Here is a 26,456-nt window from a genome sequence, read left to right on the forward strand (position 1 = left end):
GGCAGGCGGACGGTAGCCGCCGGGAAAGTCGGTTGGCTGGATCGCGCGACCGGCGAGCCGCATCATCCGTATGGGTGGCGGTCGCACGGTCCTGGTGGCAATCCGTGTGCCGTCCTCGATCTTGCCCTCGCACAGCCCAGTGCCGCCGTTCAACTTGCGGCGGCTGGCCGCTCTCTCACCTCCCGCTCGTACTGCGCGGCCCCCTTCATCCACAAGGGATGCCAGGCTGCCTGCCGCTAATCCACCGGATTCCGGGCCAGTTTTTGAATTGCCAGCTCCATCCAATAGCGTTGAGTATGTGCGCCAGTCTCAATGAAACCCCGGGCGCAAGGTCACGGTAAAGCGGGGCGCGTTGGCGCCTTCAGGGAGGTCGCGTTGCTTGGCCTGCGTCTGTTGTTGTGCCTGGCCGCCGCATCCTGTTTCGCGCAGCCCCCCCCGCAGCGCACGATCCGTGTGGTCATGCGCAATGATTTTCCGCCCTTTGTCTTCAGGAACAGCGAGGGCAAACTGCAGGGGATGCTGGTGGATGAATGGCGCATGTGGGAGAGCCAAACGGGCATCCATGCGGAAATTCATGCGCTGGATTATGACGAGGCTCTGCGGCGCATGCAGGCCGGTGAGTTCGATGTCATTGACACCGTCTATAAAACCCGGGATCGCGCGGCCTACTGGGATTTCTCGAAGCCGTATGCCCGGATCAACTTGCCCATTTTCTTCCGCAAAGACGTGACCGGCATCACTGGCTTGAAGTCGCTCAAAGGCTTCTCAGTGGCAGCCAGGGCGGGCGGTCTGGGGGCCGATCTGCTGCAGCAGAGCGGCATTACCACGGTACTGCTTTTCACCAACTACCAGGCCATGGTCAAGGCAGCCAGCGAGCATAGAGTCAACGTGTTTGTGGCAGTTGAGCCCCCTGTCCTTTACTTCCTGCACCGGCTGGGCATCAAGGGTGAATTCAGGCAGTCCGATCCGGTGAGCGTGGGCATGCTTAGCCGGGCCGTGCGCAAGGGAGACCTTGCCTTGCTCAACACGATAGAAGACGGCTTCGCCGCCCTCAACCCGGCTGAGGTGGAGCAAGTCGAGGAGAAATGGTATGGCAAAGTCGTCGGCGGGCCTCCTGCCTTGCGGTACCTGGGTTACGCGGCGGCGGCGGCGCTGCTGGTGCTGCTGGCGTTGGTATTTCGGAACCTGGTGCTCAACCGACTGGTCGCGCGCCGTACGGCTGACCTGCGCCGGACGAACCGCACCTTGCGCATGATCACCGAATGCAACGAAGCGCTGGTGCGGGCCACCGACGAGACCGAACTGCTTCAAGCCGTCTGCCGCCTGCTGGTCGAGGCCGGTGGCTACCGCATGGCCTGGGTCGGCTTTGCGGAGCGGGACGCAGCCAAGTCCGTCCGTACCGCCGCTCGGGCCGGTGTCGAGGACGGTTACCTGGAAGTTGCTAACATCACCTGGTCGGACACGGAGCAGGGCCGTGGTCCCACCGGCACGGCGATTCGCACGGGACAACCCGTCGTTGTCCGCAACCTCTTGACTGACCAGGGGTTTGCCCCGTGGCGCCGAGCCGCGCTTGAGCGCGGATATGCGGCCGCGGCCACCTTTCCACTCAAGAGCGAGGATCGCGTGTTGGGCGCCCTGATGGTGTATGCCGCCGAACCGAACACCTTTGAGACCGGGGAGGTGGAGTTGCTCGGGCAACTGGCCGGCGACCTGGCCTACGGCATCACCGCCCTGCGCACACGGGTGGAACACGGGCGGGCGGAGGCGGCCAGGCAGGCGGCGCACCAACGGCTGGTGAACATCATCGAGTTCCTGCCGGATGCGACGTTCGTCATTGACCAGGACAACCGGCTCATCGCTTGGAACCGGGCGTGCGAAACCATGACCGGTGTGAAGAAGGAGGCGTTGCTGGGCCGGGGCGATTACGCCTATGCGGAGCCTTTCTATAAGCAGCGGCGCCCGATGCTCATAGACCTGGTGCGGCAGTCATCACCCGAGGCCGAAGCCGTCGTGGGAGCATTCCAGCGCTCGGGGGACATGCTCTCCGCAGAGGGATTTATGCCTTGGCTCCGGGAGGGCCGCGGGGCGCATCTTTGGGGAGCGGCGGCGCCGCTGTACGACCCGGAAGGCCGCCCTTGCGGCGCCATAGAGGTCATCCGGGACGTCACGCCATTGAAAGAGGCGGAGGAGGCTCTGCACCAAAGCGAACAACAGTTCCGCTTGATCATGGAGAACCTTGCCGACCTGGTCGCCGTGCTCGACCTGGATGGCAATCGCATCTACAACAGCCCCTCCTACCGCGGCATCCTGGGCGACCCTGAGCAATTGCGCGGCACTTACTCTTTCGTCGAGGTGCATCCCGACGATCGCGCGCGCGTGGAACAGGCGTTCCGCGAGACGGTTCGCACCGGACTCGGACAACGGCTGGAATACCGCATGATAGGCCAGGATGGCCAGGTGCGGCACATCGAATCCCAGGGCAGTGTGATTCACGACGAGCAGGGCCGGGTCGCCAGGATGATCGTCGTGTCTCGCGACGTCACCAATCGCAAGCGGGCGGAGGAGGAACTGCACCGGCTCTCGGCCCACCTGCTTCAAGTGCGTGACCTGGAGCGGCGCCACCTCGCGCGCGAGCTCCACGACACCACCGCCCAACACCTCGCCGCCCTCAGCCTCAACCTGGCCCAGCTTCGCCGAAACCTGCCTTCCACCAGCCCAGCCGCGCAAACCCAATGCGCCGAGTGCCTCGAATTGGCCCACCAGGCCGCTCAGGAAATCCGCACCCACTCCTACTTGCTTCACCCCCCGCTGCTGGAGGTGATGGGGTTGGCGGAAGCAGTCGAGGACTACGCGCAGGGGGTCACGGCCCGCTGCGGCATCCAGGTCGAGCTGGCAACCTCTCCGGATTTCGGCCGCTTGCCCGCGGATATGGAACTGGCGTTGTTCCGGGTCATGCAGGAGTGCCTGGCCAACGTTCTCAAGCATTCCCGCAGCCCGCGCGCGAAAATCCGCTTAACACGTCAGGCGTCATTGATTAAGCTCGAAGTGCAAGATATGGGACAAGGCATACCTGTGGACAAACTGGCGCGGCTTAAGGCCCGGAGCGGCGGCTTGGGCGTAGGCCTGGGCGGCATGCACGAGCGGGTGAGCCTGCTGGGTGGCCGGCTGGACCTCGAATCCGGCCCCACCGGCACCACCGTCTGCGCCACCGTGCCCCTGGCCATGTCCCCTCCGGAAGCACACCCATAGCTTAATATCCCCCTTATGAGCCGCTTGAGCATTCTTGTTGCTGACGACCATGAAATGGTGCGCAAGGGGCTGCGCGCCACTATCCAGGGCCATGCCGGCTGGGAAGTCTGCGGCGAGGCCAGCACCGGGCGCGAGGCGGTGGCCAAAGCCCGTGAGTTGCGCCCCGACATCGTCGTGATGGACTTTGCCATGCCGGAGCTAAATGGCATGGAAGCCACCCGGCAAATTCGCGCCGCCGTTCCGCGCACCGAAGTCCTCATCCTCAGCATGCACCAGTCCGAGAAGCTCGTGCGCGAGATGCTCGCCGCGGGAGCGCGGGGTTATCTGCTTAAGACCGACGCGGGCGAGTTCCTCGTCGCCGCCCTGCAGGCCCTGTCCGAACACAAGCCCTACTTTACCCCCAAAGTCTCGGCGGTAGTTCTGCAAGGCTACCTCAATCCCGAAACGCCGGACAGCCAGGAACTAACCCCGCGCGAACGCGAGATCATCCAGCTCATCGCCGAGGGCAAGGCGACCAAGGAAATCGCCGAGACGCTCGGCATCAGCGTCAAGACCGCCGAAACGCACCGCACCAACCTGATGCGCAAGCTGGACCTCCATTCCACCGCGGACGTTGTCCGCTACGCCATCCGCAACCAGTTTGTTCAACCCTGATTTGTTGGCCGAATAAGTCCCCAATGCCGCGATAGCGCTGCAGCCAGGGCGCCGACGCTCAAGTCGGGAGTGCCCTCTGAGGATACAAATACTTGCGATGCCGGCCACTTCGCTGCCGGCGGGGAACCGGGCGACTTGATTTGATGCTGCCGGGAGACAGGCTTCAGCCCGCAAGGGAGCTCTACCGGGTTTTCACCGTATTCGCGTTATGCTCATTTCTCGCGCAGCCCGCGAAAGACGCGCATGAAGGCTGCCAGCCGCTTTGGTTCGAGCGCGCCGAGGAATCGGCCGCCCTGCCGGAAGGTCGAGCCGACGATAAACCCGTCCGCCAGGGGGAAGTAGGTATGGATGTTTGCCGGTGTCATGCCGGAGCCAATGAGGACAGGGACATGCGTTTGCTTCTTAACGCGCCGCAATTCGGCCACCGCCGGGGGTTCCGTGGTCCGGGCGCCCGTCACTATCACGCCGTCCACAAGGAAGAACTCGGCCTGCTTGACCTCGTCGAGAATATCGAGGTCGCCGGTCAGCGCATGGGAGCAATGCTTCTTCTTCACGTCGCCAAAAACTTTGATGTGCTCGCAACCGAGCTTTTTGCGCTGGCGCAGCAGGCGGCCCGCACAGCCTTCGATCAACCCCGCTCCGCCAACGTGGGCAAAGACGTAGCCCTCGACCCGCAGGAAGTCGAGGTCAGCCTCGTGCGCGATTCGAAGAGCGGTCTCGTTGGCGGCTTCGAGGACTTGGATGCCGATCGGCCCGCGGAACCGGCGGCGCGCCGCAATGGCCACACGCTGCATCACTTCGACCGCGCGCGCCGGAAGTGGCGGTTTGATATACGGCAGGTCATGGCTGTTTTCCAGGACCACAGCATCCACGCCGGCCTGGGCGTAGTGCTCCAGATCGGACAGGGCCCGGGAGATGATCGCCTGGTCATCGCCGTCGTAACGCGGCGCACCGGGCAGCGGCCGAACGGCAATCATTGCGCCGAGAAACTTGTCGGGCAGGGTTCGCATGTGTCAGTTGCTGTTGTGGCTGCTACGATTGCCGAACGCCGGGCCGGGTCAATTCGAAAGAATGGCTTCGCCGCGAAGCGACATTATCGGCTTGCCAAAGGCTGGGCCGGAGCACAAATCATCCTTTGCCGTCTAATGGTGAGGAATGTTTGCGTGTATTTGGAAATGTCATGAGCCAATCGTTCAAAGTCATCGAAGCCCTATGCATAGACTCTTTGCCCGCCTGTCCGCCCGCCGCGCTCCAGCTTTCGCCGTCCTCCAGCTTCCATTCTCCCTTTTCACCGTCGCCATCGCGGCCCTGCTTGTGACGTCCTTCCCCCTGCAGGCCGGCTCGCGCGACGTGCAATGGAAGCAGGTTGAGGAAGCCATCAAGAAGGGCCTGCCCAAGACCGCTATCACCAACCTGGAACCCATCATCCAGGGCGCTCTCAAGGATAGAGCTTATGCCGAGGCGGTGAAGGCCATAGGCAAGAAGATCGCGCTGGAAGGAAACATCCAGGGCAACAAGCCGGAGCAGAAGATCGAGCGGCTGGAGGCGGAGATCGCCAAGTCACCCAAGGAGATGGTGCCGCTGTTGGATGCGCTGCTGGCCAATTGGTATTGGCACTACTTTCAGCAGAACAAGTGGCGCTTTATGCAGCGCACCGCTACCGCCGCGCCGCCCGGCAAGGATTTCACTACCTGGGACCTGCCGCGTATCTTTGCGGAGATTGACAAGCAGTTCCGGAAGGCGCTCGGCGCGGAGAAGATCCTCAAGGCCACCCCAATTAGCTCCTGGAATGACCTGCTGGAAAAGGGCACGATGCCCGACAGTTACCGGCCCACGCTCTACGATTTCATCGCCCACGAGGCCCTCGAGTTCTACACCTCCGGCGAGCAAGCCGCCGCCAAGCCCGAGGACGCCTTCGAGCTTGCCGCCGACAGTCCGGCTCTCGATTCGAGCGATAAGTTTCTTGCCTGGTGGCGGACGTTCCCGACCAGGCAGTTACCCGACTCGCCGATCATCAAAGCTCTGACGCTCCAGGGGGCGCTGATGGCGTTTCACGAAAAGGACAGCGACCCCACGGCCTTTTTAGACGTGGATCTAAACCGGTTGACTTACGCGTGGAACACGGCGTTCGGTGAGACCAAAAACGATCGCTACAAGGCGGCGCTAAAGGCGTTCGTGGGCAAGTGGGCCGATCACGAGTTGTCGGCGCTGGCGCGCGAGCGATGGGCGCGCGTGCTCCAGCAGGAGGGCGAGCTTGTTGCCGCCCGCCAGATCGCACTGGAGGGGGCGCAGGCGTTCCCGAAAACGGTTGGAGGCCGCCTTTGCCGCAACGTAGTCACCGCCATAGAATCCAAGTCAGCCAGCGTGACGGCCGAGCGGGTTTGGAACGCCCCCTGGCCGGACCTCACCGTGCGCTACCGCAATATTGGCGCGGTGTATTTCCGCGCAATCCCGTATGACTGGACCGTGTTCCTGGAGAAGCGCCGCCATCGTCCCGAGAACTTGAACGACAAGGAACGCCGGGAAATCCTGGCCCGGAAGCCCGCGCTGGAGTGGTCGGCAAAACTGCCTGCCACGACCGATTACAAGGAGAAGACGTTCACCACCCCGGCGCCCGGCGGTCTCAAGCCAAGCTACTACTTCATCGCCGCCAGCCATGATCCGAAGTTTGGCGAGACGGACAACGTTATCTCGATGACCGACGTGTGGGTGAGCAGCCTGGCGCTGGTGACGCGGACGCGCGACGGCAAGATCGAAGGTTTCGTCCTGGTCGCTGATTCGGGCGAGCCGGTTTCCGGTGCTCAGGTGGCTGTGTGGCACCTCGACAACCAGGGCAACCGCATTGCCGATCCAACCCTGACCACGGATGAAAATGGTTTCTTCTCCCTGAAGCCGTCACAAAACCGGGGTTACCTGTTCCGGGCTCGCCACAACGGGCAGGAGTTGGCTACGGCGAATGACATCTGGTCCCACGACCGGCAGAACTGGCAGGCTCGACGGCAGGCGGCCCAGACGGTCTTCTTTACCGATCGCGCCGTTTACCGGCCCGGTCAGACGATTCAATACAAGGGCATTTGCCTTTGGGTGGACCAGACTAAGGACGACTACGAAGTGCTCAAGGGCGAAGAGTTAACGGTGCTATTCAAGGACGTAAATGGTAAGGAAATCGCGCGGCAAGCGCAGCGGGCCAACGATTATGGCTCTTTCGCCGGCAGTTTCACAGCCCCGCGAGACCGGCTGATGGGCGCGATGTCCCTTTCGGTCGAGGGGCGAGCGCAGGGCACGGCACACTTCCGGGTTGAGGAATACAAGCGGCCTAAATTCGAGGTGACGCTCGACGCCCCGAAGACGGCAGCGAAGCTTAACGAGAAGGTCGCCCTGACAGGTCACGCTATGAATTACACCGGTGCTGCCGTGGATGGCGCGGCGGTGAAATACCGCGTTGTGCGCGAAGTGCAGATGCCCTGGTGGTGGGGTTGGTGGCGCGGTGGCCAGCCTCTGGGGGAAAGCCAGGAGATCGCCCATGGCACGGTCCGGACCGGCACCGACGGTTCCTTCAAGATCGAATTCACCGCCAAGCCGGATCCCAAGGTGCCCGAGAAGGACGAGCCGACTTTCATGTTCCAGATCAATGCTGATGTGACCGACAGCGCGGGTGAGACCCGCTCCGCCGATCGGGTCATCAGAGTGGGTTACACCGCTCTCGAAGCCACAATCAGTGCCGACGACTGGCAGACCGACCGCAAGCCAGTCGAGCTAAAGCTGGAGACCAAGACCCTGGACGGCGAGCCGCAGGTGGCTGAGGGCAGCCTGAAGGTGTATGCGTTGCAGGCGCCGCAGAAAATGCACCGGCCGCCGCTGTTCCGACATGAGCCATGGCGCTATGGTGGGGAGGCGGGTGAGAGCGAGCCACGCAACGACTTGTCCAACCCCAACAACTGGCCGCTGGGCAAGGTCGTCGCCGAAAAGGGGTTCACCACCGACACTAACGGCATGGCGAAGGTATCGTTCGAGCTTGCCGCAGGGGCTTACCGTGCCGTGCTGGAGACGCAGGATCGGTTTGGAAAGAAGGTCACCGGCAGGTTGCCTCTCCGGGTCCTGAAGCCGGAGGCATCGAAGCTGGAGATCAAAGTCCCGTGGGTGCTGGCGGCGCCGGACTGGGAACTGCAGCCTGGGGAGGAGTTCATGGCATTATGGGGGACGGGCTACGACACGGGCCGGGCATTCATCGAGATCGAGCATCGCCGGGAGATGATCCAGCGCTATTGGACAAAGCCCGGCGCCACCCAGCAGCAGATCAAGCTGGCCGTCACCGAGGCGATGCGCGGCGGCTGCTTTGTCCACGTCACGTTTGTCCGCGAGAATCGCGCCTGCCTTGAGTCGCGCAAAATCAGCGTGCCCTGGCAGAACAAGGTCCTGGATCTGAAGTGGGAGCACTTTGTTTCGAAGCTGCAGCCCGGGCAGAAGGAGACCTGGACGCTCGAAGTTCGAAGTCCGAAAACAGAAGGCCGAAGTGCGGAGAGGACCGTGGCTGAGTTGGTGGCGACGCTTTACGACGAGTCACTGGATGCCTTTGCCCCATTGAGCTGGCCAGGCCGGTTTTCGGTATTCCGCGAGGACAGTTCCTACATGCAGCCGCAATTTGGCAATGGGTCCATGGCGTTCAGGCAGGTGTTGGGGGGCTGGCACAGGCCTCGCGAAAGTGTGGCGATTACTTATCGCTCATTTCCGCCAGACTTGACGGCGAACTTGTGGGGCTATGACTACTTCGGCAGAGTGGCAAGGCGTGCGGAAGTAACGGAGAATTTCGCTGCGGCAAGAACAATGGATCTGCGCGACGAGAGTTTGGCCCTGCTGGCATCGCCGGCGCCCGCGGCTGCGATGGCGATGAAGGCGGGGACGCCTTCGGAGCCAGATACTGTTGATTTCGACAAGGCGGCCGTTGGCGGAGCGTCTGGCGCAGGCAAAGAATCCCCGGCGCCAAAGCCCGACTTGAGCCAGGTTGCCGCCCGAAAGAACCTCAACGAGACGGCATTCTTCTTCCCGCAGTTGACCTCGGATTCCAACGGCGTGGTGCGCCTGACTTTCACCATGCCCGAAGCGCTGACGAAGTGGCGGTTCCTGGGTTTCGCCCACGACCGGTCAATGCGCAGCGGCTTGCTCGAGGACCACGCCGTCACCGCCAAAGACCTCATGGTCCAGCCCAACCCGCCCCGCTTCCTGCGCGAGGATGATACCGTCGAGTTTACCGTCAAGGTGTCCAACCAGACCGACAAGCCCCTGCGCGGCACGGTGCGGCTCACCTTCAACGAGGCGCAAGGTAGGTCAGGCGTCTCGCCTGACCAAGGACAGGCGGGACGCCTGTCCTACGCTGACAAGCTCCTCGGCAACTCGAAGCCTGAACAGGACTTCGACATCCCGGCCAAGGAATCGCGCAGTTGCGCCTGGCGCATCCACGTGCCGGACGGCTGTGGTTTCCTCGCCTACAAAGCCGTTGGCGCGGCGGCTAACGTATCGGACGGCGAGGAAGGCAACTTGCCGGTGCTCTCGCGCAGGATTCTGGTCACCGAGTCGCTGCCTCTGCCGATTCGCGGCCCGGCGACGACGAAGTTCGAGTTTGCCAGGCTCCTCAAATCAGGCGGTTCGAAGACGCTGCAGAATCAGAATCTGGTTGTGCAAATGGTGTCCAACCCCGCGTGGTATGCTGTGTTGGCGCTGCCCTATTTGATGGAATATCCGTACGAATGCACCGAGCAGACCTTCAACCGCCTCTACGCCAATGCCCTGGCCCGCACCATCGCCAACTCTGACCCCAGGATCCGTCGCATCTTTGATCAGTGGAAGAACACACCTGCCCTCGAAAGCCCCCTCCAGAAGAATCAGGACCTCAAGGCGGTTATGATCGAGGAAACCCCCTGGCTGCGGCAGGCCGCCAACGAAAGCCAGGCGCGCAAGAATGTCGGTATTCTCTTCGATGACAACCGTCTCAACTATGAAATCGACGCCACGCTGCGCAAGCTGACCGAACAGCAACTGAACGACGGTTCCTGGCCGTGGTTCCCCGGCGGGCAGGGCAACGATTACATCACCCTCTACATCACCACCGGCTTCGGCCGGCTGCGTCGTCTGGGCGCGGATATTGACGTCGCCCCGGCCATCCGTTCGCTCCAGCGGCTTGATGGCTGGATGGCTGAGCACTACGAGCGCATTCGGAGCCGGCCCGAGCCGGAGAAATACGTGCCCAGTTCCACCGACGCTCTCTATCTATACGGGCGGAGTTTCTTCCTCAAGGACAGGGCGATCGAACCGCAGCACAAGGCCGCGATTAACTTCTTCCTTCAGCAGTCCCGGAAGTTATGGCTCAAAACCGATTGCCGCCAAACCCAGGGGCACCTGGCTCTCGCCCTCCAACGCTTCAACTCCATTAACTCGCTTAACGATTCGACGCCGCGAGATATCATGAAATCCATCAAGGAGCGCAGCGTGTCCAATGAGGAGATGGGCATGTTCTGGCGCGAGACCGAGCTGAGCTGGTGGTGGTATCGGGCGCCCATTGAGACCCAGGCGCTGATGATCGAGGCCTTTGACGAGGTCATGGGCGACCAGCCGGCCGTCGAGGATTGCCGCGTGTGGCTGCTCAAGCAGAAGCAAACCCAGGATTGGAAAACCACCAAAGCCACCGCCGATGCCGTCTATGCCCTGCTGCTCCGCGGCCGCGACATCCTGTCGAGCGACGCGCTGGCGCAGGTGAAACTGGATGGCGTGGACGTGACGCCCGCGGCGGGCGGAAATGCGAAATCCGAAGGCCGAAGCTCGAAGGAAGTCCGAAATCCGAAGTCCGACATCCGAAGTCAGCCGGAAGCGGGCACGGGATTTTACGAGTATCGGTTTGCGCCGGCGGAGATTAAGCCAAAGCTGGGCGAGATCACCGTCAAGAAGGTTGACCAGGGCGTCGCCTGGGGCAGCGTCAACTGGCAATACCTCGAGGACATCAGCAAGGTCACGCCCTACGAGGGCACCCCGCTGAAGCTGAACAAGTCGCTCTTTACCAAGGTCAACACTGCCAAAGGCCCAGTGTTGGAGCCCGTGAAGGGCCCGGTCAAGGTCGGCGACGAACTGGTCGTGCGCATCGAGCTGCGCGTGGACCGCGACATGGAATACGTGCACCTGAAAGACCAGCGCGGCAGCGGCACCGAGCCGGTCAACGTGCTCTCGCGTTACAAGTATCAGGATGGCCTCGCCTATTACGAGAGCACCCGCGACGTCGCCAGCCACTTCTTCATTGATTACCTCCCCAAGGGCGCCTACGTGTTCGAGTACTCGACCCGCGTCCAGCTCCGCGGCCAATACCAAACCGGCATGGCGCAAATCCAGTGCATGTACGCGCCCGAGTTCAACAGCCACAGCCAGAGCCTGCCGCTCGTGGTGAACTGAGCGCGATCTGGGGGCCGGCGGCCGCGCGGAGGGATGCCGTGCTGCCTCGATGAGGCTTGCCCCGGAAGGACCGGACCTGCAGAGTGCGGAGGCATGAGATCGGCAATCATGCTCTGGCTTGTGCTGGCGCTCGCCGCGGCTGGCGCGGCGGGGGCGCAGAACGCCAGGAGCGGCTCGCGGCTGGCCAAAGTCCCAGGCCGGACATATGTGCGAGTTGCCGATTGGGCCAAGGCTCACAGCCTTGAGGGGCACTGGCTCAAAGCGGAAGAGATGCTCGAATTGAAGGGCCCGTCGTTGAAGTTGGCGCTGGCGGTGGATTCCCGCGAGGCCCGGGTTAATGGGATCGAGGTCTGGCTGCTTTATCCGGTGGTGCTGCAAGCTGGCGCAATCTGGCTGGCGCAGTTGGACGTGGATTTGACCCTTGAGCCTCTTGTACGGCCGCCGAGAAATCAGCCGGGCGCGAGAATAAAAACGGTCTGCCTCGACCCTGGCCACGGCGGGAAAGATCCTGGCAACCAGGCTGGCTCGAACCAGGAGAAACGCTACACGCTCCTGCTGGCGCACGAGGTGCGGCGGCAACTGGCGCGAGCCGGCTTGAAGGTTGTGCTCACGCGAAGCAGTGACACGGTGGTCGAGCTGCCGGCGCGTCCGGCATTGGCTAAACGCCGGAAGGCGGACCTGTTTGTCAGCCTGCATTTCAACGGCGCTGACAATGGGCGCAATTCGGTGCAGGGAGCGGAGGTTTACTGCCTGACACCGGCGGGGGCGGCTTCGACCAATGCGCGCGGCGAGGGCGCGGGCGCCGGTTCCTACGCCGGCAACCGAAACAACCGGCTGAATCTGTTCCTGGCCTACCAGGTGCAGAGTGCCTTGATGCGCAATCTCGCGGTGGAGGATCGCGGGGTGCGCCGGGCGCGCTTTGCCGTGCTGCGCGACGCGGTTATGCCAGCCGTGCTGATTGAAGCGGGTTTCATGTCGCATCCAGTCGAGGGGCGCAAAATTCTCACCTCAGCCTACCGGCAGCAGATAGCACGGGCCATCGTTAAGGGCCTGCTGGCTTACAAACAGGCGGTGGAGCGCGGGGCGTGAGTGCCACCGGAAGGAGTGCACTGGCATGAGCATTGTCACCAAACGCGGAGACCAGGGGCAGACTGCCCTGATGTATAACCGGGCTGTTTCGAAGAGCGACGCGCGTGTGGAAGCCTATGGCGCGGTGGACGAACTGAACGCTGCGGTCGGCGTTGCCCGCGCCACGGTCGAAATAGGTGTGCTGCGCGAGAAGTTGGAGGCGCTGCAGCAGGACCTGGTGCGGGTGATGGGCGAACTGGCGACCGCGCCGGAAGACTTGCCGCGCTACGTGAACGATGGCCATGCCTCGGTTACCCAGGCGATGACCGCCGGGCTGGATGGCTGGATCAGGGAAATCGAGGCCGCGAAGCCTCCTGGCAAAGGCTGGGTGATGCCCGGGGCGAACCAGGCTTCGGCGGCGCTTGACTTCGCGCGCACAGTCTGCCGGCGAGCCGAGCGGCGCGTCTGCGCGCTGAAAGACGCCGGCCAGCTCAACAACCCGGAAGTTGTTGTCTATCTGAATCGGCTGTCGGATTTGCTCTGGCTGCTGGCGCGAGGGGTCGAGGACGGGCGCCGCTAACTTGCGCCCATCCAGCGCAGGATGTGCCCGGCCGCAGCTTGAGCGGTCGTTCCCAGCACGTTGTGGTCGGCGTCTGTGATGATGCTGTACTCCCGGAGGCTGGGGCAGTTCTTTCGCAGCCAGGGCCGCACGCAACACCACGGCACGATGGGATCAAGCAGACCGGTCAACGCATACACAGGCGCCTTCACGCTCCTCGCAATGGCGCCGGGATTATTCTGCGCAATGAGGCGCAGGCGGTGGATGGCCGCCTGACGATCCAGCTCCGTCCGCCGCGCGATGAACTCATGGATATTGGCCAGCGTCGCCGGCGAATGCCGGTAGCGGAAGCGGGCTACCTTGGCATAGCCAAACAGGATGCGCGTTATCAGTGATAGCGGGACGCTGCCGCCGATGCGTTCGGCCAGGCGCACGCCCCACTGCATGGGATGCCGCACAAAGCCGCCTGCCAGCACCACCGCCTCGACCCGAAAGCGGTCCCGGCCCACGAGGCTCCACAGCACCTGCGATCCAAACGACTCACCCAGCAGCCAGCCCTGGGCAATGCCCCGCTCGGCCAGCGCGGTTTCAATTGCCCGGGCGTAATCCTCCAACGACCACGCAAGCGTTCGGGGATACGTCATTTCCACAAACCGCACCCGCCCCCCGAGCGCTTGCCGGAAGCTGCCGACCAGCGTCCAATCCCCGTGCAGCCCCGGCAGATAGATGAGGGTGGCCGGCGCCGTGTCTCCATGGACGCGTATCTCCAGCTTCTCGGTCATTTGATTGATTGGCGACACTGCAGGCAAGGCAATCGGTTCTTTCGGTCGCGGAGTGACCCAGTCATGCGATTTACGGTGTGAGGATGCAATCATGTGACATCAGGGCCTTGAGGGTGCATGGAGCTCACGGGGATGCCTGAACGAGCTTGTCCAGTTCGCGGTGATTGACCTTCCCCGTGCTGAGCCGGGGCAGATCGTGCAGCACTTTGATTTCGCGCGGGACAGCAAGGTTGCTCAAACCGCGGGCGTGCACGACGGAGCGGATGGCCTCCAGGGTCAGCCGCGGTTCGTTGGTCACCGCAAGCAAACTCTCCCCCCGGGCGGCATCGGGGCGCGCAACGACCGCCACCGCAAACCGCAGGCCGTATTGCGGAAAAGCGCCGGCCAGGGCGTCTTCCACTGCCGCGAGGCTGACCATCTCACCGCTGACTTTGGCAAAGCGCTTGAGCCGCCCCAGGATGAAGACGAAGCCTTCGGCATCCACCTTGACGATGTCGCCGGTGTCGTACCAGCCGCCGAGGGCCTGGAAGCGGGTGTTGGCTTCTGCGTTGAGGTAGCCGCGCATGACATTGGGGCCGCGCACGAAGAGCCGGCCCCCTTCGGCGACACCCTCGACCGGTTCGAGCCGATGTTCGATTCCCGGCAGGAACTGGCCGGCGGAACCGTGGCGCGGGCACATCGGCAGGTTCGCTGCCAGGCAGGGGCTGCATTCGGTGGCGCCGTAGCCTTCCAGAATCCGCACGCCGAACTTGCGCATCCAGAAGGCCGCGGTGGCCTCCTGGACCTTCTCCGCGCCGGCAAACAAGTAGCGCAGGGAGCGGAAATCATAGGGATGGGCCTTGCGCGCGTAGCCGTTAAGGAAGGTGTTCGTGCCGAAGAAGATCGTGCAGTCCAGGTTGTAGAACGCGGAAGGGACGACGCGGTAATGCAGGGGCGACGGGTAGAGCAGGACAAAGACGCCCTGCGTCAGCGGCAACAGGAGGCCTACCGTTAGCCCGAAACTGTGGAACAGCGGCAGCGCATTGAAGAAGCGGTCGGTCTCCATCAGGTCAATGACGGAGAGCATTTGGCGGATGTTGGCGAGCAGGTTGCGATGGGTGAGTTCGACGCCTTTGGGCTCGCCCTCGGAGCCGCTGGTGAAAAGGATGACGGCGGGGCTTTCCGTTGATGGATGGTGGTTGCCGCCGGAAAGGCGCGGTTTGATGCACTGGCGGAGGAGAGCCAGGAAGCGTTGGGCGCCGGTGATTCGGGCGCGCACGTCTTCGAGGCAGACCACCTGAATCCCAGCGGCGGTGATGGGTTCCAGGTCGAGCCTGGCACGCCGAATGAACGCCCTGGAGGTGATGATATGCTTGAGTCCCGCGAGCCGGGCGCAGGATAGCAGCACTGCTGTGCCGGTGGTGTAGTTGAGGATGGCAGGGACCTTTCCGGCGGCCCACAGACTCAAGGTGGCAACGGGCATGGCATTGACGTTTGGGAGCAGCAAGCCCACGCGCTCTTCCGCCTGGCCAAGCAGCGCGCGCCACTGGTCCGCCAGCAGGTTCGCGCCCGCCAGCAGGCGGCGATAGGTAAGCGACTGGAGGCTGGTGTCTTGCAGGATGACTTTGCGGGGCCAGCGGCGCGCGGCGTCCACGATGGCCTCCGGCATGGTGGCCGGGCCGAAGACCATCTCGGTCTCGAAGCGCTGCCGAACCATCTGCTCGCGCAGCCAGTGAGTGAGCCTTGCCCGCGCGGCGGTGGCGCTAACGTGCTCTAGACTGGGCGCCGGCAGCACATGGCTGAAGTGAACCGACAGCCGCGGAAACCACTGACTGCGGCCGGGGCTTCGCGAGAACGGCAGCCTTTGGGCGCCGCGGATATAGGCGGTGATGACCTTGGCCCGGGTTTTGAAGATCAGGAAGCCCGTGCCGTCGAAGAGCTTCATCAGCGAGCCGGTGCAGGAAAGCCGTCCCTCCGGGAACAGCACCAGCCGCCCGCCGTTCTGGAGATACTCCGCCATGCGTTTGACCGCGAAAGGCGAGTTCATGTCCACCGGGAAGGTGCGGCGGTTGATCATGATGCGCCTATGGAACCAACTGAGCCCGGCGGTAGCGCTGGAGGTAACGAAGCGCCAGTCATGGTCCAGGCAGACGCCGATGAGCAGCCAGTCCCACCAGGAGATGTGGTTGGGCAGCAGCAGGACCGGACCGGGCGTCTTGAGCGCCGCCAGGTTGTGCGCGCGAAATCGGTAGAGGAGCTTAAGCAGCCAAAGGAGGAGGGTTATCATGAGTCTTGGGAGGCTCGGACGGAGCGTGCGAAGCGCGCGGGCGGTGCAGGAAGAACATCACCATCAGCACCGCGGTCACCGCCACGGAAAAAGGGGCCAGCCAGCGGTCGGCGGGCAGCCGGCCGGTGCCGCGGAGTTCCAAGGTGCCGGCGAGAGTGACGCCGTCGCCCGGGCAAGGTGCGGAGGCAAGAACGCGGCCCGCGTGATCGGTCAACTGGGAGATGCCCGAACTGGCCAGGCGGAAGATCGGCAGGCGGTGTTCCGTGGCCCGAACGGGCGCAATGCGGGCGTGGAGTTCGTGCTGGGCCTGGCCCCAGTCGGCGACGTCCATGGTAGGCACAATCAGGGCCTGGGCGCCTTGCCGGACGAGGCGGTCGTTAACGCGAGTGTAGCTCAGGTCGTAGCAGATGCAGATGCCGATCTTGCCCCAGGGCGAGTCCCACACTTTCTGTTCCGGAGCGGCCAGGCCATCGTTCATGAACTGGATGGGAACGGCCTTCACCTGGCGGAAGACGATGTCACCGTCCGGACCGATCACGAAGGCGGTGTTGTAGAAGTTGGTGCCCGTGGCGGGGGCCTTGCCGCCGACCACGAGGTAGCGGCTGTGTTCCCGGCACCATTCGCGCACAGGGTCCGGGACGGGGCCGGTGAAGGTGTATTCGCTGAGAACGGCCAGCTCGGTGTCGGGATGCTCGCGGATAAGGTCGTTCAGACGCAGGACAACTTCCGCTTCCAGGGGGAACTCCATCTGAACACCCGCCACGCGGACACCGGGACCCGGGGTTGAGGTGTGGCTGCCGACAAGATCACCGCCCAGGGCAAAGGCGCCGGCGCCGAGCACAAGCACCACTGCGGCCCGGACCTTGGATTTCTGCCAGCAGAACACAGCGGCAGCGGCCACGCCCGCCAGCAGGAGGCCGGCGCCGTAAACGCCGGTGAACCGCAGGGCCGCCTGCCAGGGCGCCTCGGCAAACGCGTAGCCGATGCTCAGCCACGAGAAGCGCAGGTAGTAAAGCTCGCTGCGGAAGTACTCGAGCCCGGCCCAAACAAACGGGACAAGCAAGAAGCCCCGCGCGCGGCCGAAGCGCGTGAGGCACAGGCGAGCCAGCGCCACAAACAAGCCGATCCAGAATGCGTAAACGAACCACAGCGCGATCGCGGCGCCGGAAAAGAGGACCCAGAAGAACCCCAACCGCGCCACCGCGATGAGCAGCCCAACGGCCAGACCGGGATAGAAGGCCAGCCGCCAGCGGCCGGCCTGCGCCAGTTGCAGCAGGGCGAAAAGGTAGAGAACGATCAGCAGGCTGCCGTGGACCGAGGCATAGGCCGCGTGGAAGGCGGCCGCGGCGACCACCACCCAGAGGGAAATGCGGGCAAACGTGGCCATAGGGTTCCTTGCATTAAGGGGTTCAGGGAGGCGAAGTTCCGGCGATGCGCTGGGCGTTCCGCGCCACCTGCCGCAGATCCGCGATCAGCTCAGCCGCGCGCCGGGCGGGGAGGCGGCCCCACACCTGCCCGGCATCCCGGTAATAACGGGGCAGGATGTCGCGCAGCAGCCGAATGCCGGCGGCGGTCAGGACCACGTTGTAGGCGCGGCGGTCGGCGGCCACCTCGTGGCGCGCCACCAGATCCCGCTTCTCCAACCGGTCCAACAGCCCCGTCACATTGGACCGGTGCATGATAAGCTGGCGGCTGAGGTCGGTCTGGGAAAGGCCGGCGGGGTTGAGGCGCAGGAGGTTGAGCACATTGAACTGGCTGGGGCTCAGATCCCAGCGCTCAAAGAACATCCGGCTGGCGTCCCAGACCGTGTCGGCGGTGCGCAGCAGCTCCATGAGCGCCCGGTAGCCGGGATGATCTTCATCCACTCTCGGTTTCATGCCAATTGTTTAGCATATAATTGTTTATATGTCAACAGTCTCCGCCCGGCGCGGGCCGGCGATTGCTCCCGCGCCCCCGGCAGCCGGGCTCTCTCCCGCACCTTCGCCGCGGGAGGGGGGGCCGAACCCGGGGCGGTGCGTGGGTGCGCTCCGGACGCCTGCCTGCCGGGCGGATCGCGATTGTCAACGGGGCGGAGCGCCGATAAATTAAGGGCGCGCGATGATTTCGGCCCAACAACAGTCAACACTCAGAGGGGCGAACTGTGAAATTGCTTTCGACAATCTGACGCGCCAGCTTTACGCGACCGACGCCTCGATTTACCAAATCACCCCGGCGGCGGTCGCCTTTCCGGTCAACACGCGGCAGGTCAGCCTGCTCATTGACGCCGCGGTGATGGCGGGCGTGGCCGTCACGCCGCGCGGGGCCGGCACCGGGCTGGCCGGAGGGGCCCTTGGCGACGGGCTGGTCATAGACTTCTCACGCTACTGCCGCCAGATCTCGGATTTGGACCTGGAGCAGCGCACGGTGCGGGTGGAACCGGGTGTGATCCTGGATCAACTGAACAATTTCCTGCGGCCGCACGGCTACTGGTTCGGGCCGGATGTGGCCACTAGCGCGCGGGCGACGCTGGGCGGCATGATCGCGAATAATTCGAGCGGTTCGCACGCGCCGGTCTATGGCACGACGGCGGATCACATCAACGAATTGGAGGTGGTGCTGGCTGACGGGCGGAATGTGGCGGTCGGGCCGAAGCACGACACCTTGCGCAAGCAGCGCGAGCTGGTGGGTGACTTGCTGTATTTTCACGGGCTGACCATAGCGGAGCGCCTCCCGCCGGGGCTGTCGAAGCGCTGGCCGGGCTACGCGATTGATCGCTGCGTCCGGGAGCCCGGCAACCTCAATCATCTGCTCTGCGGCAGCGAAGGGACGTTGGCGGCCATCACGTCGGCGGAGGTCAGGATCGTTCCGCTGCCGAAGCAGAGGGGCCTGGGTCTGATATTCTTCGCCTCGCTGGCGGAGGCGATGCAGGCGACGGTCGAACTGCTCGACCTCAAGCCGGCCGCCATCGAGCACCTTGACCGGCTCCTGTTCGACCAAACCAAGGGACAGCGCCAGTTTCAGGCCGCCCGCGACTTGCTCGAACTGGAACACAAGCCCTGCCAGTCCATCCTGATGGTCGAGTTCTTTGATGACGTGGAGGATCGCCTGGCGGCGCTGGCAACGCGCCACCTGGGCCTGCGCAAGCTGATTGTCAAGGGCCAGGCGGAGGCAAACCTCATCAGGTCCCTGCGCCAGGCAGGACTTTCACTCCTGACCGGCCGCAAGGGAGCCGCCAAACCCACGACCGGCATCGAGGATGCCGCCGTGCGCCCCCGGGATTTGCCCGCCTACGTGGCCGGGCTGCAATCCCTGCTGGCGCCGCTCGGGCTGCAGGCTTCCTTCTATGGTCACGCGGCGTCGGGCTTGCTCCATGTGCGGCCGATCCTCGATCTGCACTCGGCGGAGGACCTGAAGAAGTTCCGCCACCTTGCGAACGAAGTGTCCACGCTGGTTCGGGAGTTCAACGGCTCGCTGGCCGCCGAGCATGGCGTTGGCCTCGCGCGGACCGAGTACATGCCGGAGCAACTGGGCGACGGGCTGCTGGATGCGATGCGCGAGATCAAGACCTCGTTCGACCCGAACAACCTTTACAACCCGGGCAAGATTCTCCCGGACGGGCGGTACAAGATTGACACCCTGCTGCGCCAGGGGGCCGGCCACGAGCTGAAGCTGCCGTTTGCGCCGGTTCTGGCGTTTGCGGCCAAGGACGGCTCCTTCACGCGCAACCTGGAGCAGTGTAACGGCTGCGGCGGCTGCCGCAAAGAGACGCCGAGCATGTGCCCGACCTTCATTGCCACCGGCGAGGAGATCATGAGCACGCGCGGCCGGGCCAATGCCATCCGCGCGGCGCTGGAACTGCGCGGCCTGGACGGCGCCGATCCGCTGCGTTGCGCCGAGCTGGACGCGGCGCTGAGCAATTGCCTCTCCTGCAAAGCCTGCACGACGGAATGCCCGTCCAATGTTAACCTGACGTTGCTCAAAGCCGAGCTGTTGCACGCGCGGATTCAGCGCACCGGCTTGTCCTGGCGCGAGCGGGTGATCAGCAATGTGGATTTCCTGGGCAGGCTGGGTTGCCGGATGCCGCGGCTGGCCAACTTCGTCCTGGATTCGCTTTTCGTGCGCGGCATTTTGACCAAGACGCTGGGCCTGGCGTGGCAACGGCCGCCGCCGCATTACGCCCGCCAGCGCTTCGATCACTGGTTCGCCCGCCGGGGGCGCTCGGCGCCAGCCCCGCGCGGCCGGGTGGTGCTTTGGGACGACACCTTCGTGCGGTACCACGAGCCGCACATCGGCATCGCGGCGGTGAAGGTGCTCGAAGCCGCCGGGTTCGAAGTAGTCCTGCCGGTCGGACGCAAGTGTTGCGGGCGGCCAGCGTTCAGCCAGGGCAACCTGGACGAGGCCAAGCGGCTGGGCCGGCACAACCTCGCGCTGCTCCATCGGGACGTGGACGCCGCGCCCATCATCTTCCTGGAAGCATCCTGCTATTCCATGTTCGTCGAGGACTACCGCGAGCTGAGCCTGGAGGGCACCGAACCTGTGGCCCGGCGTTGCCATCTGTTCGAGCAGTTCATCGAGGCATTGCTCAGCCATGAGCCCGAGGCGCTGCGGTTCAAGACCAAGGCCGGCAACATGATCATTCACGCGCATTGCCATGCCAAGGCGCTGACCGACACCGCCAACCTGCGGCGGCTGGCCGAGCGCCTGCCGGAACGCAATGTGACGCTGCTGGACACCGGCTGCTGCGGCATGGCCGGCGCGTTCGGGGCCCTGGCATCCAAGTACGAACTCTCGCTCAAGGTGGCCGAGCCGCTCGCGCGGAAGGTCCGGAGCCAGCCGTTCGGCACGGTCGTGGTCGCCTCCGGCACGAGCTGCCGGCACCAGATTGATCACCTGGCTCCCGTTCGCGCGCGGCACATGGCGGAGGTGCTGGCGGACGCGCTGGCCTGACCAGCCACGGCGGTCGGCGAGGGGCGGCTTCGAACGGCCTGGTCTTACTGCAGACGGTTGGGGTAGCGAGTGTCCAGGCCCGCGCCCGGTTCCGACTCCTCGGCGTTGTAACTCGGGCGTTTCTTGAGCCGCTGCTGCCGGGTCGTCAGCTCGCCGGCCAGCGCCTGGGGGCTCTCGAACTTCGTAAAGCCGCCCGGCGGCAAGAACAGGTCATCGGGCAGGGTTTCCAACCGGGCTTTCGACAAATTCAGGGTCAGGGGGGTGCTGCTCGAGGTGCAAACAACGCGCAGGGCAAGCCCTTTCAAATCGGTCGCCCGCCAGAGGCGAAAAGCCGTGATCGACCCGTCGTTGGCAGTTACCACCGTCTCCATTCGCTGGCAGGGATGCCCGGCGATCTCCTCGGTCGGGGAGCCGCCGGCGGTCGTCCCGGCTACGAGGTTGGTGAAGAGGCTGTTCGCCGCGATCGTCGCGTAAGCCTGCATGGGCCCATTGACGATGCAGCCTCGGTGCGCGGGCACCTCCCAGATAAAAGCGGAGTCCGCCGCCAGGGAGCGCTTGAGTTCGGCTTTGCTCACACTAGGGATGAACACCAATTTGCCTCCCTGGCCCATCAGTTCGCCGGCGGCCACCTGCATGGCGGAGGCTCCTTCCTCCAGCACCACGCGGGCGCGGAATCCATCCACGTTGGTGAACAGCAGGCCCATGGCCCCGCTCAGGAAGACCGGGGGCTGCGGCACGAGCGGCGCGGCCAGCCCGCCGCCGGTTGCGTCTGCGGGCGAGTGGGCGCACCCGGCAGCGAGGGCCACAACCACCAGACCGACCCATCCCGATAATCGCTTGGCGCACAGCCACGTACTCGCCAGGCGCCCCAATCCGCAATTCTTCATCCGCATATGGTCAGGAAGCATAAGCCGGGGGAGTGGGGCGGGCAAAGCCGAACTGGGGTTGCGGAAACGCGTCCCAGGGCGGATTCAAGAAGGTGGCCATCCTTGGTCTGGGGATGTTGAGCTGGCGGAAGCGAGGATGCGCAGCCAGTGATCTGTGCCTGCCAGGCCAGCCATCCCGGGGAAATCTTGTTTCCGGGAGCATACGGCGCTAGCCTCCGTCTATCTTGTTATGAAAACGCATTTCGCATGGTTTGTGTCCCCGATGCTCTGCCTCTCAATCATCACCGGCTCCTCTGCCGAAACCAACTCTGCTGCCGCCAAGCCCAAGAAATCCCAGGTCGCCGCCGAGGCTCCCGCACCCGGGAAAGAGCTTGAGAAGGAAATGCTGGGGGTCACGCTGGTCGCGGATAAAAGCCTGGACCGCATTGACCGGTTCAGGACGCTCGGGATGAGCCGGGGATTCGGCGGCGACCAACCGCTCTGCGACTTCATCGCCACCGAAAAGTGGGTGAGCAAACGGGGGACTTCGATCAAGGCTGGTGAGAAGATCAAGATCGGCAAAGCCACAATCGTGGAGGCGACCGACGGGTTTGGGAACACAGGCACCAAGTTGATCCTGGACAGCGCCGAACCCAACGAAGGCCTTGTCTTCTACTGCTATGCGTTCAATTCCAAAGAGAAAGCCTACTGGGCAATAGACAAGAAACAGATCAAAAAGGCGCTTTCAGGGTATTTCCACATAGAAGAGTAGGCGCGCCGCATCACACCGCCCGGCCTCAGACGGTGGCGTAGAGGTGGTTCTGCAATCCGGCGGAGGCCTGGCCGATTGGCTCCGGCTGAATTCACGGGCCCAGGAGGAGTTTGGCTCCACGATTATCGTTAATTCACCCTGCTTTCCTGCGATTGGAGCGGGAAAGAGGCCGGTTTTCGGCCCAAATTGCTTTAAGTGATTGAATGGCAGTGTGTTGCGCAATAATCCACCGGGAGCATCAAGTGTGTATCCACGGTGCGAATGCGGTTATTACCCGGTGTGGTTCCCATGGGGGTCGGGCCCCATGGGAACCACACCGGGGTATAACGGGCTTCACAGCGTTTTCGCACCGGGGCGGCCAGTCGGTTCAGGAACAGGCGACTGCCCTGCATTTCGCCGCTGGGCGGGTTGGTTCCGCAACTCGCGGAGGATTGAGGCGGGATTGGCCTGCGCCGGTTTGCGTATTGAAATCGGAGGCGGGGTCAGGTAGCCTGCCAATGTCGTATGACGTTAACCGAGAGAATACTGGCGCGCGCGGCGGGCAAGGCGCGGGTTCAGGCCGGAGACAATGTTTGGGTCCAGGCCGATGTCCTGATGACGCATGATGTTTGCGGGCCGGGGACGATTGGCGTGTTTCACCGCGAGTTCGGCCGGGCGGCGAAGGTCTGGGACCGAAACAAAGTGGTGATCATGCCGGACCATTACATCTTCACCTCCGATTCCAAGTCGAATCGCAACGTGGATATCCTGCGGGAGTTCGCCCGGGAGCAGGGGATCACTTACTTCTACGATGTCATTGACGACCCGAACGGGCGCTGGATGTTCGATGCCGGCAAGGGCATGCTTCGGCGGCAATATGGGTCCCGCTACGCCGGGGTTTGCCATGCGGCCTTGCCGCAGAAAGGCCATACCCGCCCGGGCGAGGTGCTGTTCGGGACGGACTCACACACCTGCATGGCCGGTGCGTTTAACGAGTTCGCCACCGGCATCGGCAACACGGACGCCGGATTTGTGATGGGCACGGGCAAGTTGCTGCTCAAGGTGCCGGAAACGATGCATTTCCGGCTGGAAGGCAAGTTGCAGCCGGGGGTCATGGCCAAGGACATCATCCTGCATTGCATCGGCGAGATCGGCTTTGACGGCGCGACGTATCGCGCGATGCAGTTCGACGGCCCGGGCGCCGCGACCTTAAGCATGGATGACCGCATGACCGTCGCCAACATGGCGATCGAGGCCGGCGGGAAAAACGGTATTTTCGAGTTCGACGCTCAGACGCAGGCCTACGTGGATCACCGTTGCAAGCTGAACGGGACGAGAACCGCTTACGAACCGGTTGATCGCGACCGGAGGCAGAAGTTTGTCTATGAGCTGGTGCTCGACCTGGCTCAGCTTGAGCCGACGGTGGCGTGCCATCCCAATCCCGGGCAGCGCAAGCTGGCGAAGGAACTTGGCCACATCAAGCTCGACCGGGCCTACATCGGGTCCTGCACCGGCGGCAAGACGAGCGACTTCCTCGAATTTGCGCGCGTGGTGCGGGGCCGGCGGGTGACCATTGACACCTTTGGCGTGCCGGCGACGCCGGAAATCGTGCGCGACTTGCAGACTGCGCGGTGGGGCGACCAGACCGTTTGGGAGATACTCACCGCGGCCGGCGTGCAGATGACCGAGAACGCCGGTTGCGCGGCGTGCCTCGGCGGCCCGGTGGACACCTTTGGCCGGATGAACTCGCCGCTCAAGTGCATCAGCGCGACCAACCGCAATTTCCCCGGCCGCATGGGGCACAAGGAGTCGCAGGTGTTTCTCGCTTCGCCGGCGACGGTGGCGGCCAGCGCCGTGACGGGGCGGATCGCCGATCCGCGCGAACTGCTGCCCGGGGGCTGATGAATCGCGAAACGCTGGACCGCTGGTGCGAGCGGGGCATCCTCGCGTTGGTGCTGGCGATCCTGGTTTTTGGGCCGCTGGCCACCGGGGCGGTGCGCCCGCGCTCGTTTCTGATCATCCAGGGGCTGACGCTCGGTGTGCTGCTGCTTTGGGGGGCGCGCTTTTGGCTTAATCCCCGGCCGCAACTGTTGTGGCCGCCGGCTTGCTGGGCGGTGGTCGCCTTCACCGTTTACGCGGTTCTCCACTATCTCAACGCGGACATTGAATACGTCGCCCGCCAGGAACTGATTCGCATTGTAATTTATGCTTTCCTGTTCTTCGCCATCCTCAACAACTTGCACCGGCAGGAGACCACCCAGGTTATCGCCTGCACGCTGGTCTTTCTGGCGATGGCAATCTCGGGCTACGCGATTTACCAGTTCCTGACCCACTCGAAGTGGGTCTGGTATCACTATGTGCCGCACGACTTTAACGCTTCGGGCACCTTTATCTCGCGGAATCACCTGGGCGGCTTTCTGGAGATGATTCTGCCGCTCGGCCTGGCCTTCATGGTGGCCAGCCGGCTCCATGTGGTGGTCAAGGTCACTCTGGGTTACGCTTCGTTGGTAATCCTGGCGGGCATCGTCGCCACGAACTCGCGCGGCACCTGGGTTTCGACTGGGCTGGTCCTGTTGCTGCTTTTCAGCGTGCTGCTTTTTCATCGCACCTACCGGCTGCCGGCGCTGGTGTTGCTGGTGGTCCTTCTTGGGGTGGGCGCCTATTACCTGCCCAAGACCTATCCGATTCAGGCACGCCTCAAGACAACGTTGGCGGAGGGGGGAAGCATTGAGCAGGACTGCCGCGCGCATCTATGGCAGGCTGCCTATCGCATCTGGCAGGAGAATCCTTGGTGGGGCGTGGGACCTGCGCATTACGATTATCGGTTCCGCCAGTTCCGGCCGGCGGAAATACAGATGCGGCCCGGCTGGGTGCACAACGACTATCTGAATACCCTGACCGAATGGGGCGTTGTGGGCGCGGGGCTGGTGGTTGCCTTTTGGGCGTTGCTGGGCCTGGGGGTCCTTAAAACCTGGCCCCACGTGCGCAACGCGCCGCGGGACATCGGGAAACCGCGCAACAGCACCAAGTTAGCTCTCGTGCTGGGCACGACGCTTGGCTTGACCGCGATCCTGGCGCACTCCGCCGTTGACTTTAACTTCCACATACCGGCCAACGCCATCCTGGCGATCGCGCTGATGGCGCTGCTCAGCAGTTGCCTGCGCTTCGCCACCGACCGGTATTGGGCAAAGGTGGTCCCCTGGGGCAGAGTTCTTGCCAGCGTGGTGGTGTTGGCTGGGGTGGCTTACCTCGGAGTGCAAGGCTGGCGTCGCGCGGTGGAATATGTCTGGCTTCAGCGTGCGGCCCGCGCGCCAAGCTTCTCGCCTGCGCAAGTGGCCTGCCTGGAAAAGGCGTTCGCCGCCGAGCCGATGAATCCGGAAACAGCGTATGCCATTGCCGAAGCCTGGCGCATCCAATCCTCGGAGGGCGGTGAGAATTACCGGGAGCTTGCAACGCAGGCGATGACCTGGTTCGAACGCCACATGGCGCTCAACCCATGGAGCGGTTACGGTTATCTGCGTTATGGCTGGTGCCTGGACTGGTTGGGCCGGCTGGACGAGTCGCGGCCGTACTTTGAACGCGCGTCCCAGCTCGAGCCGAACGGCTACTTCCTGACGGCGAACGTTGGGCTGCATTACGTGCAAGCGGGGAATTTCGCGGCCGCCAGGACATGGTTTGAGCGTTCCCTCCAATTGTCCTCCCAGGACAATCCGATCGCACGCAATTACCTCGAGATTGTGAACCGCCGGCTGCAGGAAGCGGCCACTAACGAAATCAGCGCCAAACTGGCTGCCCCGCCGGATTCACCGGGAATTGGCCTGAAACCTGCGGTTGAATAGCCCTGCGGATTCCAGGTAAGATTGCGAGCGGGACCGAAAGTGCCGAAAAAGAATGCAAATAT

15 protein-coding genes are annotated in these 26,456 nt (G+C 63.7%); 9 read left to right on the forward strand and 6 right to left on the reverse strand.

Going from position 1 to position 26,456, the window contains the following annotated elements; translation table 11 throughout:
* Positions 1-459 precede the first annotated feature (459 nt).
* Positions 460-3,249 carry a transporter substrate-binding domain-containing protein gene (locus P5205_04395; GenBank protein ID HSA09590.1) on the forward strand — a complete coding sequence of 930 codons (2,790 nt, stop codon included), beginning with the start codon at positions 460-462 and terminating at the stop codon, positions 3,247-3,249.
* Between the two features lie 15 nt (positions 3,250-3,264).
* Complete coding sequence (locus P5205_04400; protein HSA09591.1) at positions 3,265-3,903, forward strand: response regulator transcription factor; 639 nt, start codon at positions 3,265-3,267, stop codon at positions 3,901-3,903.
* Positions 3,904-4,115: 212 nt separating this feature from the next.
* Here P5205_04400 and P5205_04405 read toward each other — a convergent pair whose 3' ends face one another.
* Entirely contained in the window at positions 4,116-4,913 is a 798-nt protein-coding gene (locus P5205_04405; protein ID HSA09592.1) for a BtpA/SgcQ family protein, read from the reverse strand.
* Positions 4,914-5,115: 202 nt separating this feature from the next.
* On the opposite strand from P5205_04405, the gene P5205_04410 reads away from it, so the two are divergent.
* From P5205_04410 to P5205_04420, 3 genes are all read left to right on the forward strand, one after another.
* Entirely contained in the window at positions 5,116-11,337 is a 6,222-nt protein-coding gene (locus P5205_04410) for an alpha-2-macroglobulin family protein (GenBank protein HSA09593.1), read from the forward strand.
* 93 nt (positions 11,338-11,430) lie between these two features.
* Complete coding sequence (locus P5205_04415; protein ID HSA09594.1) at positions 11,431-12,426, forward strand: N-acetylmuramoyl-L-alanine amidase; 996 nt, start codon at positions 11,431-11,433, stop codon at positions 12,424-12,426.
* 25 nt (positions 12,427-12,451) lie between these two features.
* Complete coding sequence (locus P5205_04420; protein HSA09595.1) at positions 12,452-12,985, forward strand: cob(I)yrinic acid a,c-diamide adenosyltransferase; 534 nt, start codon at positions 12,452-12,454, stop codon at positions 12,983-12,985.
* On the opposite strand, the gene P5205_04425 is transcribed toward P5205_04420, so the two are convergent.
* The 4 genes from P5205_04425 to P5205_04440 all read right to left on the reverse strand — a co-directional run bounded on the left by P5205_04425 (position 12,982) and on the right by P5205_04440 (position 17,889).
* Positions 12,982-13,746: an alpha/beta hydrolase gene (locus P5205_04425; GenBank protein ID HSA09596.1), complete on the reverse strand. Its 765-nt coding sequence runs from the start codon at positions 13,744-13,746 to the stop codon at positions 12,982-12,984. The two genes, P5205_04420 and P5205_04425, sit on opposite strands and share 4 nt — an antisense overlap.
* 124 nt (positions 13,747-13,870) lie before the next feature.
* Entirely contained in the window at positions 13,871-16,012 is a 2,142-nt protein-coding gene (locus P5205_04430) for an AMP-binding protein (protein ID HSA09597.1), read from the reverse strand.
* The gene (locus P5205_04435) at positions 15,984-17,399 is read right to left on the reverse strand and encodes a nitrilase-related carbon-nitrogen hydrolase (GenBank protein ID HSA09598.1); all 1,416 of its coding nucleotides are present in this window, start codon (positions 17,397-17,399) and stop codon (positions 15,984-15,986) included. The genes P5205_04430 and P5205_04435 overlap by 29 nt, the downstream gene beginning before the upstream one ends.
* Before the next feature lie 22 nt (positions 17,400-17,421).
* The gene (locus tag P5205_04440; GenBank protein HSA09599.1) at positions 17,422-17,889 is read right to left on the reverse strand and encodes a MarR family transcriptional regulator; all 468 of its coding nucleotides are present in this window, start codon (positions 17,887-17,889) and stop codon (positions 17,422-17,424) included.
* A 220-nt stretch (positions 17,890-18,109) separates the two neighbouring features.
* On the opposite strand from P5205_04440, the gene P5205_04445 reads away from it, so the two are divergent.
* Positions 18,110-20,938: an FAD-linked oxidase C-terminal domain-containing protein gene (locus tag P5205_04445; GenBank protein ID HSA09600.1), complete on the forward strand. Its 2,829-nt coding sequence runs from the start codon at positions 18,110-18,112 to the stop codon at positions 20,936-20,938.
* Between the two features lie 44 nt (positions 20,939-20,982).
* Here P5205_04445 and P5205_04450 read toward each other — a convergent pair whose 3' ends face one another.
* Complete coding sequence (locus P5205_04450) at positions 20,983-21,846, reverse strand: hypothetical protein (protein ID HSA09601.1); 864 nt, start codon at positions 21,844-21,846, stop codon at positions 20,983-20,985.
* A 208-nt stretch (positions 21,847-22,054) separates the two neighbouring features.
* Between P5205_04450 and P5205_04455 the strand changes: the two genes are divergently transcribed.
* From P5205_04455 to P5205_04465, 3 genes are all read left to right on the forward strand, one after another.
* Complete coding sequence (locus P5205_04455) at positions 22,055-22,576, forward strand: hypothetical protein (GenBank protein HSA09602.1); 522 nt, start codon at positions 22,055-22,057, stop codon at positions 22,574-22,576.
* Between the two features lie 504 nt (positions 22,577-23,080).
* Entirely contained in the window at positions 23,081-24,457 is a 1,377-nt protein-coding gene (locus P5205_04460) for an aconitase family protein (protein ID HSA09603.1), read from the forward strand.
* Positions 24,457-26,394 carry an O-antigen ligase family protein gene (locus P5205_04465; GenBank protein HSA09604.1) on the forward strand — a complete coding sequence of 646 codons (1,938 nt, stop codon included), beginning with the start codon at positions 24,457-24,459 and terminating at the stop codon, positions 26,392-26,394. The genes P5205_04460 and P5205_04465 overlap by 1 nt, the downstream gene beginning before the upstream one ends.
* Positions 26,395-26,456: the final 62 nt, after the last annotated feature.

Source organism: Candidatus Paceibacterota bacterium (assembly GCA_035452965.1).
Taxonomy (GTDB): Bacteria; Verrucomicrobiota; Verrucomicrobiia; order Limisphaerales; family UBA8199; genus UBA8199.